13 protein-coding genes and 2 pseudogenes are annotated in these 17,638 nt (G+C 57.3%); 9 read left to right on the top strand and 6 right to left on the bottom strand.

Annotated features, from left to right (window positions below; translation table 11 throughout):
* Nucleotides 1-33 precede the first annotated feature (33 nt).
* The 5 genes and pseudogenes from ACTJGZ_RS09155 to ACTJGZ_RS09135 form a co-directional block, all read right to left on the bottom strand.
* Nucleotides 34-2,754: a TonB-dependent receptor domain-containing protein gene (locus ACTJGZ_RS09155; RefSeq protein ID WP_441662622.1), complete on the bottom strand. Its 2,721-nt coding sequence runs from the start codon at nt 2,752-2,754 to the stop codon at nt 34-36.
* Nucleotides 2,755-2,992: 238 nt separating this feature from the next.
* The gene (locus ACTJGZ_RS09150; RefSeq protein ID WP_441662637.1) at nt 2,993-3,709 is read right to left on the bottom strand and encodes a FecR domain-containing protein; all 717 of its coding nucleotides are present in this window, start codon (nt 3,707-3,709) and stop codon (nt 2,993-2,995) included.
* Between the two features lie 99 nt (nt 3,710-3,808).
* Nucleotides 3,809-4,006 (bottom strand): annotated as a pseudogene (locus ACTJGZ_RS09145) (FecR/PupR family sigma factor regulator); the annotation flags it as partial.
* A 16-nt stretch (nt 4,007-4,022) separates the two neighbouring features.
* A complete protein-coding gene (locus tag ACTJGZ_RS09140) occupies nt 4,023-4,526 on the bottom strand; it encodes a sigma-70 family RNA polymerase sigma factor (RefSeq protein WP_441662636.1) in 504 nt (167 codons plus the stop codon).
* Between the two features lie 182 nt (nt 4,527-4,708).
* On the bottom strand, nt 4,709-6,370 hold the full coding sequence (locus tag ACTJGZ_RS09135) for a GMC family oxidoreductase (protein WP_441662621.1): 1,662 nt from the start codon (nt 6,368-6,370) through the stop codon (nt 4,709-4,711).
* A gap of 412 nt (nt 6,371-6,782) precedes the next feature.
* Here ACTJGZ_RS09135 and ACTJGZ_RS09130 point away from each other — a divergent pair, with 412 nt between their 5' ends.
* The 3 genes from ACTJGZ_RS09130 to glsA all read left to right on the top strand — a co-directional run bounded on the left by ACTJGZ_RS09130 (nt 6,783) and on the right by glsA (nt 8,418).
* Entirely contained in the window at nt 6,783-7,025 is a 243-nt protein-coding gene (locus ACTJGZ_RS09130; RefSeq protein WP_441662620.1) for a glycine zipper 2TM domain-containing protein, read from the top strand.
* A gap of 15 nt (nt 7,026-7,040) precedes the next feature.
* Nucleotides 7,041-7,406 carry an EF-hand domain-containing protein gene (locus ACTJGZ_RS09125; protein ID WP_441662619.1) on the top strand — a complete coding sequence of 122 codons (366 nt, stop codon included), beginning with the start codon at nt 7,041-7,043 and terminating at the stop codon, nt 7,404-7,406.
* 94 nt (nt 7,407-7,500) lie between these two features.
* On the top strand, nt 7,501-8,418 hold the full coding sequence (glsA, locus tag ACTJGZ_RS09120; RefSeq protein WP_441662618.1) for a glutaminase A: 918 nt from the start codon (nt 7,501-7,503) through the stop codon (nt 8,416-8,418).
* 38 nt (nt 8,419-8,456) lie between these two features.
* On the opposite strand, the gene ACTJGZ_RS09115 is transcribed toward glsA, so the two are convergent.
* On the bottom strand, nt 8,457-8,801 hold the full coding sequence (locus tag ACTJGZ_RS09115) for a hypothetical protein (RefSeq protein WP_441662617.1): 345 nt from the start codon (nt 8,799-8,801) through the stop codon (nt 8,457-8,459).
* Nucleotides 8,802-9,139: 338 nt separating this feature from the next.
* On the opposite strand from ACTJGZ_RS09115, the gene proP reads away from it, so the two are divergent.
* The 6 genes and pseudogenes from proP to ACTJGZ_RS09085 all read left to right on the top strand — a co-directional run.
* Nucleotides 9,140-10,666, top strand: a complete 1,527-nt coding sequence (gene proP / locus ACTJGZ_RS09110) for a glycine betaine/L-proline transporter ProP (RefSeq protein ID WP_441662616.1) — start codon at nt 9,140-9,142, stop codon at nt 10,664-10,666.
* A gap of 235 nt (nt 10,667-10,901) precedes the next feature.
* Nucleotides 10,902-11,633, top strand: a pseudogene (locus ACTJGZ_RS09105) (integrase arm-type DNA-binding domain-containing protein); the annotation flags it as partial.
* Between the two features lie 568 nt (nt 11,634-12,201).
* Nucleotides 12,202-12,573 carry a hypothetical protein gene (locus tag ACTJGZ_RS09100; RefSeq protein ID WP_441662615.1) on the top strand — a complete coding sequence of 124 codons (372 nt, stop codon included), beginning with the start codon at nt 12,202-12,204 and terminating at the stop codon, nt 12,571-12,573.
* Entirely contained in the window at nt 12,570-15,062 is a 2,493-nt protein-coding gene (locus ACTJGZ_RS09095) for an Hsp70 family protein (RefSeq protein WP_441662614.1), read from the top strand. The genes ACTJGZ_RS09100 and ACTJGZ_RS09095 overlap by 4 nt, the downstream gene beginning before the upstream one ends.
* Before the next feature lie 5 nt (nt 15,063-15,067).
* A complete protein-coding gene (locus tag ACTJGZ_RS09090) occupies nt 15,068-16,510 on the top strand; it encodes an ATP-binding protein (RefSeq protein WP_441662613.1) in 1,443 nt (480 codons plus the stop codon).
* An 11-nt stretch (nt 16,511-16,521) separates the two neighbouring features.
* A partial coding sequence (locus ACTJGZ_RS09085) for a hypothetical protein (RefSeq protein WP_441662612.1) occupies nt 16,522-17,638 on the top strand: 1,117 nt, incomplete at its 3' end.

The raw sequence follows: 17,638 nt of genomic DNA, 5'->3' as shown, positions 1-17,638 counted from the left end.
AATTATTGCCGTCTCCAGGCACGACCTGATAAATCAGAATTGCAAAGTGGCGCTTAGCCTGGCCGTTCGGCCTGGTGCCGGCACGCGGCCCAGACTGAGCGCATCCAGGTAATAGCGGTCGGTAAAGTTGTCCAGGTTGAAGTCCAGGCTTAAGGTGTCATTGACGCGATAGCTGGCAAACAGATCGAATACCTTGTAGGCCTCCCAGGGCACTGGGGCCAGAGAGCCTTGTTTGGTCTGATCGTTGTATTCCGGCTGCCGTGTCCGGGCACCCATAAACGTGCCCCGTACGCCCAGCATCAGCCGCCGCTCGAACAACCGCATGCCCAGGGTTGCAGAGGCATGCCATTTCGGCGGAATCATGTTGGTGATGTAGCTATTGGCAATGCCGTAATCCGTGCAGAGATCCGGCCGGTAACTGCCGTAATGGCAGGTCTCGATAAAGGTATAGCGGGTCGCGCCAAAATCTGCGAACAGCCCGCCGGTGTCATAAGACCCCCCTAGCTCATAACCATGGAAGCGAGCGCCGCGTATGTTGCGCATGGTGTAAAACGTGCGCCCGTAATTCGCATCCCACAAATTATTGGATGTCCTGGTCAGATAATCCTTGATGTGGTTCTTGAAATAGGCCGCGCGCAGCCGCAGCTTGTCGCCCGGCAGAAACGCACTGTCATGAATGAAGTTGACCCCGACTTCCTTGTTTTTGGCATGCTCTGGATCGAGATCCACATCCTGGGCCGGAGAAAACGAAAACCCATATGTCGTCTCGAATAGACTGGGCATGCGGTAGGCCTCCGCATAGCGCCCGTACAACTGCACGCCGTCCCAGAGCTCCCAGGCCAGGCTGACAATAGGCGCGGTACCATGCTTGGTCGCTTTGGCGTAATAGCCATCGCATTGTCCGTCGCCATCTTCGTCACGGCAGCGCCAACGACCGCCTCCGCCCGGCCCCTCTGTCTCTGACGGTTCGAAGACCTCGTGATAAAGCTTCATGTCATCCTTGGATGTGAAGCGGCTATGGCGCACACCCATATTGATGGTCACGCTGTCGATTGGCCGGAGTTGCAGATTCACGAAGACACTCTGCTCATCACGCCTACCTGCGTGCCCATCCACCAGCGAGGCCTTATCATCCTCGGACAACGGCGGCCCCAGGCGCTCCCATTGCAAGGACACGCCATATTGCAGCTGGTAGTCTCCCGCAGCGTCCAGCAATGAAAGATTGCTCAAGTCCAGGCCAGTACGCTTGTAGTGCTGCGGTCTTTCCAGGCCGCCCAGCAATTCCTCCATACCATTGCCCAGAATGTCGCCATCCGCATAGTTCTGGTTGTAGCTGTCGGTATTGGTGTGCCAGAGGTTGGCCCGAAAATCCAGCCAGCGGTTATCTGCCGGTTGCCAGCGATAGCGGCTGGTCCAGGTCTGGGAAGTGACATGGCTGCCGGAGGTTTGCCGGACGTCGCCAATCCCGCGCAACTGGGACGGCATCAGCTCGCCATAGGTGCTCTTGTAGCGCATCCAGGACATTTCAACGTCCTGGTCAGCGTTGAGCAATAACTTGCCCTTTAATAGGAAACTGCGGCTCTCAAAGTTGGTGTTGGCGACCCGTTCCTCACCCCGGAAACGGGTCGCGCCCTTCAGCTCGCCCTTGACCTGTGTGTAAAAACCGCGCTCGATGTAATCATCAAAGACGAGATACGGGGTTGGCCCATGTTTGCCTGCGTAATAATTACCCTGTTCACGCTGCGCATAAGCTGCCACCAAATCAAACCGTTCCCAGCGGTTGGCTAGGGCAACACTGCCTGCATAGCTGCGCGGGTTGAAAGTACCCCGTCGGTCCATCGTTTCATCCGACGCGACGCTGTCTGGATTGTTTGCGCCACTACATAAGGCTTCAAGTCCTGGCCGGCAATTGATACGGAACGTATTTTTCCCGACGCCGACGTTATATCCCGCAGGCACTCCCTCTGCCGAGGCTGAACCACTATTGTTGCCAATGGCCGTGCCGCGCACACGGATGCCAAAACTGGCGCCATCCTTGACGATATCGCCAGCGTTAATGGTACGCGCGCTGACCAAGCCGCCGGTCGCTCCGGTGCCATGAGGATTCATGGTCGGACCTTTCTCGATCTCGATACCGCCGATCAGGTCAGGATCCACATACGTGCGTGAGGCCACCCCGCTGTATCCCCGGTAAACCGTGGTTTCCTGTCGCGCGCCGTCAATCAGCACAGGAACACGGCTTTGTCCCTGCATGCCGCGGATATTGATATCCAGACCGCCACTATTGCGGTTTTCGCCAACCAGCACGCCAGGTATGCCCTGGAACATATCGCCGACAGACGTTCCGCGAAAACGCTCGATATCATCACGCGACAAATAATGCGTCGAACCCGCAGTGCGGTACATCTCGTCCTTGGGGTCACCCGTCTGCCCAGTCACCTCCACCCGTTCCAGCAATACCGCCGCTTTGACATCAGGCGCCGCCAGCAATAACCAGCCGCCTTGAGCCAAAGGACGGGCCTGCAGACCCGTGCCGCTAAGCAACTGCGCCAGGCCATGGGCCACGGTATAGTCCCCGCTCAGTCCTCGCGTGCTGCGGCCGGTTGCCAGACTCGCATCATAAGAAATCAAGGTACCGGTACGCCGACCAAACTGCGCCAATGCCTGATCCAATGGGCCAGCAGAAATGTCGAACGAAACGGTATCGCGCGCCACCGTATCGACTGCTTGCGCGCAGGCATATGGGACAGGCAAAACACCAGCCAGGAAAACCAGTGTTGTGCTAAGGCTAAATGTCAGCCCAATCGCTGGAACATGTCTGAAACTGCTTCTTTTCATGCGTTCACGGGGCGGGCCCGCCTTCCAAATAGAGTGGTTCTATATGGATTGACACGCAACTAAAAAAAAGAGATCAACTTTTTGAGTTTTATTCTTATTTTTATTTATAGAACGTGGTTTTGAGGCCTGTGGAGCCATACGCAGCCCGGAAGGTTCAGCCCTGTGATCTCGGATGCAGCGACACCCAGTAACGCGTCCGCCATGTCATATTCAAGTGCAGCGTCTCAGCCAGCGCCTGCAAGGCGCGATCTGTGTCATTCAACGGATAGGAACCCGATACTTTCCAGCCGGCAATTTCTGGCGCACAGCGCACCACCCCGACACGATAACGAGACAGTTCATCCAAAACCTGGGACAAAGGCATATCGACCACAATCAGCATCCCTTCCGCCCAGTCTCCTGCAAAGGCCGGCAAACCGCGCCCCGCAGCGACACCGCTGCGCGACAGTTGCCATTCCTGTCCAGATGAAAGCGATATGCGCCCCTGAGATTCCGCGCCAAACGCCGGAGTCACCTCGACATTCCCGGAGAACACACCCAGTTCATACGTTTGGGGCAGCCGTCTCGCCATGAATCTGGCGCGCCAGGCCTGAACCTGGCCATATTCGGTTTCCAAGCGGATCGGATGCATGCTATCCGGGGGCATCACCAGCATGACCTCTCCCCGCCTCAAGCGCACCGTCAAACCCGCACTGTCCTCGGACACGATATCCAGCGCCGAATCCGTATTCAGATATAGCTGCGTGCCGTCTGACAAAGTTTCTGCCCGCACCTGCCCAATCGCACTGACATAATCGCCGCCGAAGCGCCAGTCAATCGCCTCACGGCCGCCCAAGGCAAACGCCGCAATGCCAAAGGCGCCACCCAACAATTTAAGATGCCGTCTGCGTGCCTGCCCGGACGCCTCAAAAGCACGCATTGCGGCCGGCGTGGAACTCACTTGCTGCAAACGCTGATTGACCCTTTCTATCTGGCGCCAGGCCGACTCATGGGTGGGGTCAGCGGCACGCCAGCGCTGCCAAGCTTGATGCTGGCTTCCGGAAAAAGTCCCGGACTGCATACTCATCAACCAATCTAGCGCCTGGCGCGCAGCTGCCGGTGTGACACCCGCCGCAAGCTCGGAGGAAGTGGCGGGCAGTCTCTCCGTTTGCCCCTGATCTTTACTCACGCTGAGCCGCCGCCAGTCAATCCAACAAACCGGAGAAGTAGCAGCGTTGCGCTGCGACCAAAATTCGCCGTTTGACGGTAGGCACAGAAATTCCTAGTGCGGCAGCAATTTCGGCATGCGTCATGCCATCTATCTGAGCCATTAAAAATGCCTGTCTTGCCTGCAGCGCCACACCACTCAACAAGCGGTCTATTTCCAGCAAGGTTTCCAGCGCCAGCATACGGATTTCAGGCGATGGGGCCACCGCTTCCGGCAAGGTAGCCAATGCATCAAGATACGCCCGCTCTATCGCCCGGCGCCGAAAATGATTGGCCAACAAGTTCTGCGCAATGGTCGTCAGGTAAGCGCGCGGCTCTTTGACACTATTCAGCTCAGATGAAGTCAGTACCTGCAAAAACGTATGTTGCACGATATCGGCAGCATCATCGCTGCAACCCAATTTGCTACGCAGACGCGCAAACAGCCAGCGGTGATGCGTCACATACATGGTTTCCGCAATCAATGCGGTATCTGCTGGTATTGCCATGATGCGCACTCCGCAAACAATTCGAACAAATTCGATTGAGAATTATACGCATAACGATTGACAAGTAAAGGTGGAGATAACGCATGCACAGGCACCGCCGGCCTTTTGGGAATGTCAGGTGATTCACCGGGCACCGAACCATTCCCAAAAGGAGATGAACAACCTCTACCAGCGCCTTAGCGGCGCGCATCCGCCTTGATCATGTCCGCCGCTTTTTCCGCGATCATGATGACAGGGGCATTGGTGTTGCCGGAGGGCACCATGGGAATAATGGAAGCATCCACGACCCGCAGGCCGCTCAAACCGCGCACTTTCAGACGGCTGTCCACGACGGCTTGCCCGCCCTGCCCCATGGCGCATGTGCCGACCTGATGGTGGTAGGAGGACACGGCGCTGCGGCAATAGTCCGCCAGGTCTGCGTCGCTCTGCTTGTCCGCGCCCGGATAGACTTCCCGGCCACGCCAGTCTTCCAGGGCGGGCTGGCTGGCGATGTCACGCATCATTTTCACGCTGGCCACCAGCACATCGACATCCTCGCCAGTTGCCAGCACGTTGGGGTCGAGCAGCAGCACATCGTCAACGCCCTTGCCGCTCAAACGGACTTCGCCCCGGCTGGTCGGCATGACGCAGGCGGCGCATAAAGAAAAGGCATTTTCCGGGCCGCTTTGTTCCGGCGTGTAATACGGCACGTTGAAGAACAGGGGCTGCATGTCCGGCCCGGGCAAGGCCGGATCGGTTTTGGCAAATAGCTGGCCATGCAAAGGCGTGATGGCCGGGTTGCCCGCCAGATCCGGGATGGCTTGCTTGCTCTCGTAAATCACCGGCACCAGCATGTGGTCGTGCAGGTTTTTACCGACGCCGGGCAAATGCTGCACGAGCGGAATATCGAACTGCGCCAGCTGCGCCTGGTCACCCACGCCTGACAGCATCAGTATCCTGGGCGACTCTATCGCGCCGCCGCTGAGAATGACTTCCTGCCCCGCCTTGACCGTATGCTGCTGCCCGGCTTGTTCATAGATCACGCCGTCACAATGCTTGCCCTCAAACGTGGCCCGTTGTACCCGGGCATGGGTAATCAGGCTCAGGTTCGGACGCTCCAGCGCCGGCCGTAGAAAAGCGACTGCGGTGCTGGCCCGCTTGCCGTCCTGGGTATTCAAATGATTAAAGCCCACCCCCAGGATATCCTCGCCATTATGGTCAGGGTTGTAAGGATGGCCCGCTTGCACCGCCGCCTCGACCATGGCTTTGGTCACCGGATGCGGCGTGTAGTTCACCGTCACGCGCAGGGGGCCTCCCGCGCCGTGATAGTCGTTGGCGCCCAGTTCATAGTCTTCCGACTTTTTGAAGTACGGCAGCACCTCGGCATAACTCCAGCCGTCATTGCCCTGCTGCGCCCAGGCGTCATACACCGACGCATGGCCGCGCACATAGATCATGCCATTGAGTGAGCTGCTGCCCCCTAGTGTCTTGCCGCGCGGCCAGAAAAGTTTGCGGTCATGGGCGTGTTTCTGCGGCACGGTTTCATAGGCCCAGTCATAAGGCGAATGCCAGAGTTCGATCAGGCGCAGCGGCGTGGAAATCATTTCGGAATCATCCGGCCCGCCTGCCTCGATCAGCAGCACCTTGACGGCGGGATCTTCCGTCAGCCGGTTGGCCAGCACGCAGCCCGCCGAGCCTGCGCCCACGATGATGTAATCAAAATTGCCATTCTTGTCCTCGGCGGCATTGACGCGGGCGCCCAGTACGCCGCCCACCATCAATGTGCCGCTGACGATACCCGCTGCCTTGATGAAGCGGCGTCTCCCTGCTGCCTGTGTGCCGTGCTGTTCTGCGTCCATTTCGTCTCTCCTGTTGTCCTTGTTTGCTGGATTGATTCACTGACCGGCCGGTCCGGCCAGAAAACTTTAGCTCTAAACGATTGGAACAATCATGCAGGATTCCATCAGCTTGACAAAGCCTGCCCGCAAGGAGCTGCCATCGCGCCACACAGTGAAAATAGGCAGCGTTTCAAGCCGCGCCCAAGGCCCTGGCGCTGAATTTCTGTAAACCCTGAGCATGGTCAAAGAGAAGGTAAATAAGCCTTCTCTTTCATGGCACTGCGGTCTATGCTTTCCATGAGTCCCAGGCCGCTGCAGAGCAGCCCGGCAGCGGTTGCTGCCGGACGATTCCGGGCACGTTCAAGCGCTGCCGGGCGTTTCTGTCGCCACTGATGTTTCCGCTATCCACTTCCTATTGTGTGGAGTACGTTTTATGAAAAAAAGCACTCTGTTAGCCGTGGCCATGCTCTCCGCCAGCGTGATGCTGGGCGGCTGCCAAAGCATGGACAACCCGCAAGCCCGGTCTGAATTCGACTGTATTGCAGGCACGGTAGGCGGCGCCGTCGTCGGCGGCCTGCTGGGCAGCATGGTTGGCGGCGGCACTGGCAAAACCATTGCTACCGTGGCGGGCGCAGGCGCTGGCGGCTATGCCGGCAATCAACTCGGTTGTAAATAAACAAGGCGGTAGATAATGAAAGCAAAACACTTGTTACTGGCCCTGGTGCTGGCCACGCCTGTTTCCGCCAATGTCGCGCTGGCTCAGGCGCCGGTTTTCCAGTGGGATGAAACCGTCTTCACTCAGCTGGATACCGACCGGGACGGCAAAATCAGCGAAGCTGAATACCGGGTGTTCATGGAACACGCCTTCGACAAGCTCAATACCCAGCGCACCGGTGCGCTGACGCGTGAAGAAGCGGCGCCGGTCTTTACCGCCACCGAGTTCGATCTGGTCGATACCGACAAGAATGGCACGATTTCCCATGAGGAATTCATGACCGCGGTCATGAATGACTTCCACCGCCAGGATCGCAATGGCGATGGTTTCCTGACGCGCTGATAGTCCCCATGCCAGCCATTGCCCCGCCGTTTTCTCAGCGGGGCAATGGCCTTTCCGGCACTCGTCTTGGATTGATCTGTTCTGGAGCTGTCCCATGCCGAATCCCCATCCCATTCAGCGCGCCATTGATGATGCCTTCCAGGCATTCGGGCAGTTGCCCGGCGGGGCCAATGCCGATTACATCCCTTTTCTGGCGCAAGTCCCGGACAAACTCTCCGCGCTGGCTGTCGTCTGCACCGATGGCAGCCGCTATTGGGCGGGCGACGTGCATTACCGCTTTGCCATCGAATCCATTTCCAAAATCTGCACCCTGGCGCTGGCCCTGGAGGATTGGGGCCACGATATCGTGCAGGAAAAAATAGGCGCCGATGCCACCGGCCTGCCCTTCAACTCCATCATGGCGCTGGAGCTGCATGCCGGCAAGCCGCTTTCGCCGCTGGTCAATGCCGGTTCCGCAGAAGAACGCTGGCAGCGCATTCTGGCCATCCAACAGCAGCTCGGCACGGCTGATATTGCCTTATCCGAGGAATTGAATGCTTCGGAACAGGCCACCAATGCCCATAATCGCGCCATCGCGTGGCTGCTGCACGCCGCGGGTTATATGTACTGCGATCCCATGGAAGCCTGCGATGTTTATACCCGCCAATGTTCGACACTGCTCGATACGCTGGCATTGGCCACCATTGGCGCCACGCTGGCCAGCGGCGGCGTGCATCCTGTCAGCGGCCAGCGTGTGCTGCAGGCTGGCAATACGCCCCGCATTCTGGCGGATATGACCATGGAAGGTCTGTATGACAGTTCCGGGGACTGGGCCTATACCGTCGGACTGCCCGCCAAGAGCGGGGTTGGGGGCGGCATGCTGGCCGTGGTGCCGGGCGTCATGGGTATTGCGGCCTTTGCGCCGCCGCTGGATGTCTTCGGCAACAGCGTGCGCGGGCAAAAAATGGTGGCTGCCGTTGCGGACACGCTGGGCTACAACCTGTACCGCTCACCCGCCAGCGCCGCGCCGTAGCGGCAGCTGGTTTTTCAGGCGTTTTTTAGTCGTTTTGTTCAGTCGGCGCTATCCAGGCACTGAATGAAATAGTCCTTCAGTTTTCTGTCTGTCGGCATATCCAGCCGATAGCCCAGTTCCAGGGCTTCCCATTCCGGGGATCCTTCCGTCGTCAGGCCGCTATCCACAAATTCCTGCAGCTTCAGCCCGTTGGCCCGGCTTTCCAGGCCAACCAGCACGGCCCTGGCCCGGTCGAAGCATTGCTCGGCACGCTGCCGCATATCTGTTTCGGCAGGCGCTGCCGCCGCCTCCGGCAGCGCGGTTTCACTGGCCGATAGCATAGGCGTCAACGACCACAGGCCGCACAGCAGCAGCATCCTGCCCAACCGGCCGGCATTCGGCATCTTTTCCTCGCTCTTATCAAGATGGACTGCCTATTATGCCAAGGCGATGCCAAGGCAACGCCAAGACAACGCCAAGACAACGCCAAAACGATATCAAGATGGTTTCGCCAATCATCCATTGGCTTCAGGCGACGCTGAAACTGCCACAAACCCGCTCAGATCCGCACCCATCCTGGGTCTGCCGCCTGCACCTGACCGGCAAAATCGTCACATTCTTATAAACTCTCGTTCAATCCTCACTTATATAATGCGTGTGCCTGATTTCAGAATGGCTGCCATTCTTGGTAGCCATTTCCGCCTTAATGCGGCGATGACGCCCAGTAACAGGAAGCAGAAACATGAGCAAAACCGCCAGTCCACCCCCTCGCCCCTTGGGGATCAATGACATCACTGTCATCGACGACACCAAGCTGAAAAAAGCCGTCACGGCTGCCGCGCTGGGCAATGCAATGGAGTGGTTCGATTTCGGCGTCTATGGCTTTGTCGCCTTCGCGCTGGGAAAAGTTTTTTTCCCCGATGCCTCACCCGCCGTGCAGACCATTGCCGCGCTGGGCACTTTTTCCGTACCCTTTCTGTTCCGGCCGCTGGGCGGCCTGTTTTTCGGCGTCATGGGTGACCGCTTCGGCCGCCAGAAGGTTTTGTCGCTAACCATCATCATCATGGCCATCAGCACGTTCTGCATAGGCCTGATCCCCTCTTACGACAGCATCGGCCTGTGGGCGCCTGTCCTGCTGCTGCTGTGCAAATTAGCCCAGGGCTTCTCGGTGGGCGGCGAATACACCGGCGCCGCCATCTTCGTCGCCGAATATGCGCCCGACCGGCGGCGCGGATTCCTGGGCAGCTGGCTGGACTTCGGCTCAATTGCGGGTTTTGTTCTGGGCGCCGGCCTGGTTGTGCTGCTGCAAACCATGCTGGGCGATGACACCTTCCTGGAATGGGGCTGGCGCGTCCCCTTCTTCGTGGCCGGGCCGCTGGGCCTGCTGGGGTTGTATCTGCGCCATGCTGCGGAAGAAACCCCGGCATTCGCGCAACAGCTCGAACGCATGGAAAAGGATGATCGCGATGCCATCAAGGAGCGCCCCATGCTCTCCTTCCGCGAAATTTTCACGCGCTACCGCAAGGCAATGATGATTTGCGTCGGCATGGTGCTGGTGACCAACATCACCTACTACATGCTGCTGACCTACATGCCCACCTATTTGTCCAGCAGCCTGGGCTATTCGGAAGGCCATGGCGTGCTCATCATTATTGTGGTGATGATAGGCATGCTGTTTGTGCAGCCCCTGGTTGGCTTTATCAGCGACAAAGTCGGGCGCAAGCCTTTCCTGCTGATCGGCAGCATTGGCCTGCTGATATTGGCCCTGCCCTCCTACCGGATGATAGGCAGCGACAATACCGGCACCATCTTCCTCGGCCTGCTCTGCCTGGCTGCCTTGCTGAACTGCCTCACGGGCGTCATGGCCGCCACGCTGCCGGCCCTGTTTCCCACCCGTATCCGCTACAGCGCCCTGGCCAGCTCATTCAACGTGGCCGTCATTATTGCCGGCCTGACCCCCACTATTGCCGCCTGGCTGGTCGAAGAAACGCAGAACCTGATGATGCCTGCGTACTACCTGATGGTCGCAGCCGTCATCGGCCTGATCACCGCCTTCTTCCTGCCGGAAACCGCCAACCGCCCCTTGCGCGGCGACACGCCCAATGCGTCTAACCGCCAGGAAGCGCGCGCGCTGTTGCAAGAGGCCTATGAAAACATCGAGCAAAGCGTGGAAGATGTAGAAGCCGAAATCACCGCGCTGGAAGAGAAAATCGAGCAGTTGCGCAAGCGCCGCCAGAAACTGGTGGATCAGCATCCCCACCTGGATTAATCGGGCAGGCAAGTAAAAAAATGGCCGGCAGCGTTTGATACGCTACCGGCCATTTTTCATTTCACCATGACTCCAGTGCCGCATTTCGTTGATATGCGCCTAGACTCGATACAGAATTTTTATCAATAGGTTAGGCGCGTTAAACATATGTCGATGCTTTCCGAAACCTGGCGCAACTTTCCCGCCGAAGGCTCCTATGAGGCTCCCGAGAATCAGGCCGTTTCGAGGAGTCATCATGGCAAAACTCAAGCTCACCAAGTCCGCTGTCGATGCGGCACAACTCAAGGCGCAAGCTGTCGAACTCCGGGATACAGTGGTGCCCGGCTTCCTGTGCAAGATTACCCCAGCGGGCTGCAGGGTATTTATGCTCCAGTACCGCACCAATGCGGGCGAGCGCCGCAAACCCGCACTAGGCCTGTATGGAGAACTGACCGTCGAGCAAGCCCGCGCCCTGGCGCGGGAATGGATAGCCGAGGTACTACGCCGGGGCGGCGACCCCAGCGCTGCCAAAGCCGCTGCGCGCTCAGCCCCCACGGTCCAGGAACTGTGCGGCAAGTTCATGGAGGACTACTCCAAGCAGCGTAACAAGCCCAGCACGCAGAACGGCTATCGAGGCGTCATTGACCGCAACATCATCCCACTGCTGGGGCGCATGAGGGTGCAAGACGTGAAGCGCCCCAGCAGTGGTCGCGATGATGAAGAAGATGGTCCACAAGCCCGCTGAGGCCAACCGCACTATTACGGCGGCTGGAGCCACGCCCTCAAGGCAGTAGGGGCTACTCATGTTGGCACACACGACATCCGCCACCGCTCAACGACCGACATTGCCATTTCGGGCATTCCGGTGAAGGTGAGCATGGTACTGACTGCGCACAAGACCGTAGCGATGTTCATGCGCTACGTTCACACTGAAGACGCCCCGGTACGCAAGGCGACAGAGCTGGTGGCAAACCGGCGCAAAACCGTCGTCATAGGCAAAGCGTCAGCCGCGCAGGAAAGCACTACATCGCATGACATAGCCACTACGTCCTGCATTCGGACTGCCAAAATTTCGTCCTTGTTTAAGCACTCCAACATGCGCAAAACAAGGGCGGCAGCATTTCAAGACAAGGCCCGTGTAAAGCATGGCCGTTGACATCGGCACAGCCGCCGAACGTTCAGGCAACAGGATTGCCACGCTGAAATCGTGTGCCGTTTGACATAAGAGCAGCAGAAGGCGGGATACCTGAAAGCAAGTCAACAGGGCGAAGTAGGACAGTGGTTCGGAAGGAGCCTATCGACCCGCAGACGGTAGATCGTCAGGATGGGCGAATATACCTGCTAGAAGGCGGCTGACCATAACCTATGAACGGCGGACAGTAAGAGGGTCAGGCATATAAGGCAATGCCTCCATAAGCAACTCTTAAACTGTTACAATATTCTATAGCTAGGACCAAGAGACTGCGGGCACACCAATGTCGATAGCCATCCAAGGACGGATTCAGTAGTAATCGAAGGTTGGCAGCACCGGAAAAACGTAATCACAGGTGGCGTGGATGATTCAAGGAACCGAAGTCGATAATCAGCTGGAGCAATCACTCATCGACATCGCTGTCGAGAGTTGGCGCTTCTCGCGTCTGTTCGGAAAGGTGGTCAGCAAACTCGACGCGGGCGAGTCAGGCCGCTACATCAACCAGCTTCGCTACTTCCAGAAGAAGGTCGAGGAGAGCCTCGACTCTAACGGGCTGAAGTTAGTCAACGTCGAGGGCCAGCCCTACGACGCGGGGATGGCGGCATCCGCCTTGAACTTGGGCGACTTCGGCCCTGACGACGTGCTGCTCGTCGATCAAATGCTGGAGCCGATCATCATGGGCTCGCATGGCCTACGCAAAGAAGGAACGGTAATGCTCAGGAAGGTGGAAGCATGAAGTACGTCGGCATCGACCTCGGCACGACTAACAGCGCTATCTGCTCCTTCGATGGAGAGAAAATTCATCTCTACAAGAGCCCTGAGCAGCATGACGTCACCCCGTCCGCCATCTTCATTGACCGCCGCGGCAATAAGTATGTAGGCTCGCGAGCTTACAACAGCGCCGCGAAAAATCCCGACAACGCAGCAGTGCTGTTCAAGCGGCTTATGGGAACGAGCACGCCCGTTAAACTGCCAGCAGTAAACCTTACTATGACGCCAGAGCAATGCTCCTCCGAAGTCTTGCGCTCACTCTTTGGCTATCTGCCGGAGGAGATTCGCGGCGATGGTGACACTGGAACCGTTATCACGGTTCCGGCCGCATTCAACCAAATACAGAAGGAAGCCACGATGGCTGCCGCAGATGCAGCCGGACTCGGACGCGTCGCGTTGATGCAAGAGCCGGTCGCGGCCGTGATGAGCGTCATGCGTCAGCGCAAGAATGATGGCATTTTTGTTGTGTACGACATTGGCGGTGGCACACTCGATGTCGCCATTGCCGAGAGCATTGGTGGCCGCGTGAACCTGCTTGCTCACGGAGGCATTGCCATGTGCGGCGGGCGCGATTTCGATCGCATTTTATTCGATAACGTCGTCAAGCCGTGGCTGCTTGACAACTTTGACTTACCGGAAGACCTGGCGTCCAATCCACAGTACAAATCGCTCCGCGCCATTGCGACGTGGGTTACTGAAAAAGCCAAAATCGCGTTGTCGCAAAGCGAAGATTCTGTAATCAGCCTTGCCGAGAATGAGTTGGGCGTACGCGATCAGGCTGGTGAAGAAATCTACCTCGATATTCCGATCAGTCGGACTCTGTACGACGGTTTAATTGCGTCCAAGGTGGAAGAGTCCATTCAGGCTACCCGAGAGAGCATCGAGAAGGCAGGCTTAAGTTCTCACGACGTTGAGCGGATCGTCTTTGTGGGTGGGCCTGCCCAGTATAAAAACTTGCGCGACAAAGTTGCCTTTGAGTTGGGTATCGCGCCGTCCACCGACATGAACCCGATGACAGCGGTTGCTGAAGGCGCGGCGGTTTTTGCCGAATCCATAGACTGGGCTTCGCAAAGCCGCGGGCGCAAGAGCGCGCGTGGCGCGCTCAGCGCTGGTGGCGCGCTCGACCTTTCGTTCAACTACACTGCGCGCACGCCGGAGCCAAGGGTGAAGATCCTCGCCAAGTTCGGCGGGAACACGCCTTCGGGCATTGAGTTCCAGATCGACAGCCTCGACACAGGCTGGTCGTCCGGTCGCGTCACGCTGAAGGACGGCGCAAGCGTCGAACTCAATCTGACTAAGCCCGGTGACAACATCTTCAAGGTGTTCGTTTTCGACTCGAACGGCGCATCAGTTGCCTTGCGCGAGAACAAGATCATTATCGCGCGCACCTCTGCCAGTATCGATGCGATTCCAGCATCTCATTCAATATTTGTGGAAGCTCGTGACAAGGTTGGTGGTCGCTTGATACCGGACTACCTAATTCGAGAAGGCGATCAGCTACCCAAGAAAGCCAAGAAAATATTTAAGGCAGAAGAGTCCCTCAAGGCGGGAAGCGCAGGGTCGATCAATTTCAAGCTGTGGGAGGGCGAAATTTCCGATCCCATCCTCGACAACCGCTTCATAGGATTGTTTGAGATCAAGGGCACGGACTTCGACGATGGCGTCATCGCCGCAGGCGCGGACTTGATCTGCGAATATGAAGTGCTCTACTCCGGCAACATCATTGTGGAAGTTTCGATTCCCTCCATCAGCAGCTCTTTCCAAAGCGGACGCAACTTTTACTCCAGCCAGGAAGGCAAGCTCGACTACACTAGCCAAGCGAAGAATATTCAGAACCAATCCAAGCAGACCTTGCAGCGCCTCGACGAAATGGCTTCGAAAGTAGTTGACCCGCGCCTGGAGCAAGCCCGCGAGAAGCTGGAGTCTGCTGGAGCCATTAAGTCCGGTGAAGCCGATCCGGAAACGGCCAAGCAAGCGATGGACAACGTACAGGAAGCCAAGCGCCTGCTGGCACTCACGCGCAAGGAACACCTGAAAGACATCCGTCAGCTCGAACTGAACAAGATGGTTGATTTCTTCGAAAAGGTAATTCGCCAGCACTCTCGCCCCACGGAAGCGTCCTCGTTCGACAACTTAGTGAAGACTACACAGCGCGCACTTGAAAACAACAGCAGCGACTTCGAGTCTCACTTGGATGACATGCGTAGGCGCAACTTCGTGATTCTGTGGCGTCAGGACTGGTTCGTGATCGAACGCTTCAAGTGGCTGACGCAGGACACCTATCTCTTCCCTGATGCCAGAGAACACGCGCAGCTTGTGGCGATTGGGGCCGAGGCGTTGCAGTCCAACGACATCGACAAACTGCGCACGGTAGTTTTCAACCTCGATTCGATCCGCGTCGGCTCTGCGGGTGACGATGACATGATGGCCCATGCCAATATCGTTCGGAGTTGATCCTCATGGCCCTCGACGCATGGCTCCCTATTGGATTCAAACTGCCAGACGGCTCGAAGGTTCGCGTCGCCTTGTTCGAGGGCGAGAATTGGCAGGTGTACGAAACTCAAGGCGACGGTCGTGCGCTGATCGTCCACGACACGTTGAGCACGCGCTGGCAGGACGCAGGACTGATTGACGAGGGCACGTTCGACGCCTTCCAGTTTGGAGATCGGCCACTGCGAGCCATCTCATGCGCGCCAAGCCAGACCCTGTTGCCGGTCAACGAAGCGAAATCTCCTGGCAACAAGGCCGAGGCACTGTCGTTTGCTTTAGCATTGAAGGCAACGCGCAACGTCGATTCCGAGTCGGCGTTGCAAGATGCGCTCTACGTCGAGAAAATCACCCGCCTGCTGCCGACTTACGGCATTAGTTCCCTCACTGGCGACGATGTGGTACTAGGTTACTGGCTGACGGGCGGCACGAGCATTCCGGCCTCAGCTTTCCGCAGATTGTGCCAAAACATGAGCTGGATAGGTGCAGGCCATTTGAAGGATGTCGTGCAAGCGGCGGGCTTTGAGGTTGCCGAAGTCATCCCGCTCGAATGCAAGCCAGAAACGCCAACCGAGAAAACCGAGGCCGCTCCCGCTCAAGAAAAGATCGAGACCAAGCGCAGTGCGCCGGAACCCGACAAGGTTTTCGAACTCGCTGGGCGTCCCGAACTAGCCGCCTTCTTCAACGAGCACATCGTTGACATCGTCATGCACCGTGACCGCTACAAGGCGCTCGGCATCGAGTTCCCGTCGGCGGTGATCCTGCATGGCCCTCCGGGTTGCGGCAAAACCTTCGCGGTTGATCGTTTGGTGGACTTCCTCGGCTGGCCGAGTTTCCAGATCGACGCCTCCAGCGTGGCCAGCCCGTACATCCACGAAACCAGCAAGAAGCTCGCCCAGGTATTCGACAAGGCGATGGACAACGCTCCTTCCGTGCTGGTGATCGACGAGATGGAAGCATTCCTTGCCGACCGCGAGATGGGAGCTGGTCATTACCGCGTCGAGGAAGTGGCCGAGTTCCTACGCCGCATTCCGGAGGCAGCAAAGAACGACGTGCTGATCATCGCCATGACAAACCGCATCGAGATGATCGACCCGGCCATCCAGCGTCGTGGACGTTTCGATCACATCATCAAGGTAGATTTCGCCAGCGAGGTCGAGGTGCTGGCGTTGCTCGACAAGCTGCTGTCCTCCTTGCCGACGGAAGCGGACGTGGACGCCAAACCGCTGGCGAAGGAACTGGCAGGCAGGCCACTGTCGGACGTCTCTTTCGTGGTGCGCGAAGGCGCACGGTTGGCGGCACGCGGTGGCATAGATAGGTTGAATCAGGCCAGCCTGTTGTCCGCCCTGCACTCATCACCAGCGCGAGAACGTGAGGGTGACAGCGAAACCAAGCGGCGAATCGGATTCATTTAGAGGAAGCACTTGTGACTGCGGGAGAAAACGACAAGAAGAACGAGGCTAAGGGCTTCGCAGGTCTAGCATCGCTTGTGTCCGATGTGGACACAGTACCGCCTCCTGCAGCTAAGAAGGAACCTGCTGCCACTGCACCTAGTGCCACACACCCGCCTCAGCAGGCTGCTCAACCGCAACCAACTCAACACCAGACCCAAGCATCAGTTCAATCGTCTTCCAACCCATCGGGTAGTAAGTGGTTGCTTGGCATTATTGCTGTCATTGGTGTACTTATTTGGCTGGCCAGTCATTCATATGACACAGGGACATCCACGTCCCCAGTGTATAGCCCTTCAAAACAGGCGTCGAATTTTGTTCAGGATGAAGCTTCCAAAAAGTCTTCTGCATTGGAGCCTCCTAAATTTAACAACTATTTGTCTGAGATATATGATGGACCGCGTGCGAGCGTAAATTTGGTGAGTGATTTCGATAAAAACTTCCGAACCAGAATCCGCAATACGCAGTCGCAACCTGTGAATTTCGCAGGCAAATACGTTTTATCTACCTGGGGCTGTGGCACATTTTGTCTGATGGGAGTTGCAGTGAGTTCTCAAACAGGGCGGGTTGTTAGCCTTCCAGGATCGGTATGTTGCTGGAAAGGCGCTGGCGAGAGCATAATTTTCAGAAAAAATAGTAGCCTTCTTGTCCTGGCAGGATTGATAAATGAAGGCGGGCAATATGGTGCCCACTTTTATGAGTTGAGGAATGATCAGTTCATTCATATCAAGACCATTGCAGTCACTGAAGATGACTCTAGCAATGCCTCATCGGCTTTGGCTTCCCCACCCCAAACCTATGCGAGCTTTTCCGCGCAACCGCAAGCCCCATTGTATCCCGTTGAGTCTAAACCACCGGCCGGCCAAAACCTTGTATTACCAAGGGAGCAAATTCGGTATTGTTTGGCCGAAGATATTCGCTTGGCTGGCGCGAAGTCGGCCGTCAATAACCACATCGGTGCTGATGTAGATCAGTTCAATGCAATGGTGGCCGACTACAACAGCCGCTGCGGTTCTTTCCAATACCAGACCAACAATCGAGGGCGCAATGATTTGAATAGTGCCCGGCTAGACATTGAGCCATTCCGGGGCC

The organism is Kerstersia sp., assembly GCF_052103615.1.
Lineage (GTDB): Bacteria > Pseudomonadota > Gammaproteobacteria > Burkholderiales > Burkholderiaceae_B > Kerstersia.
This window is presented reverse-complemented; position numbering and strand designations above follow the sequence as displayed.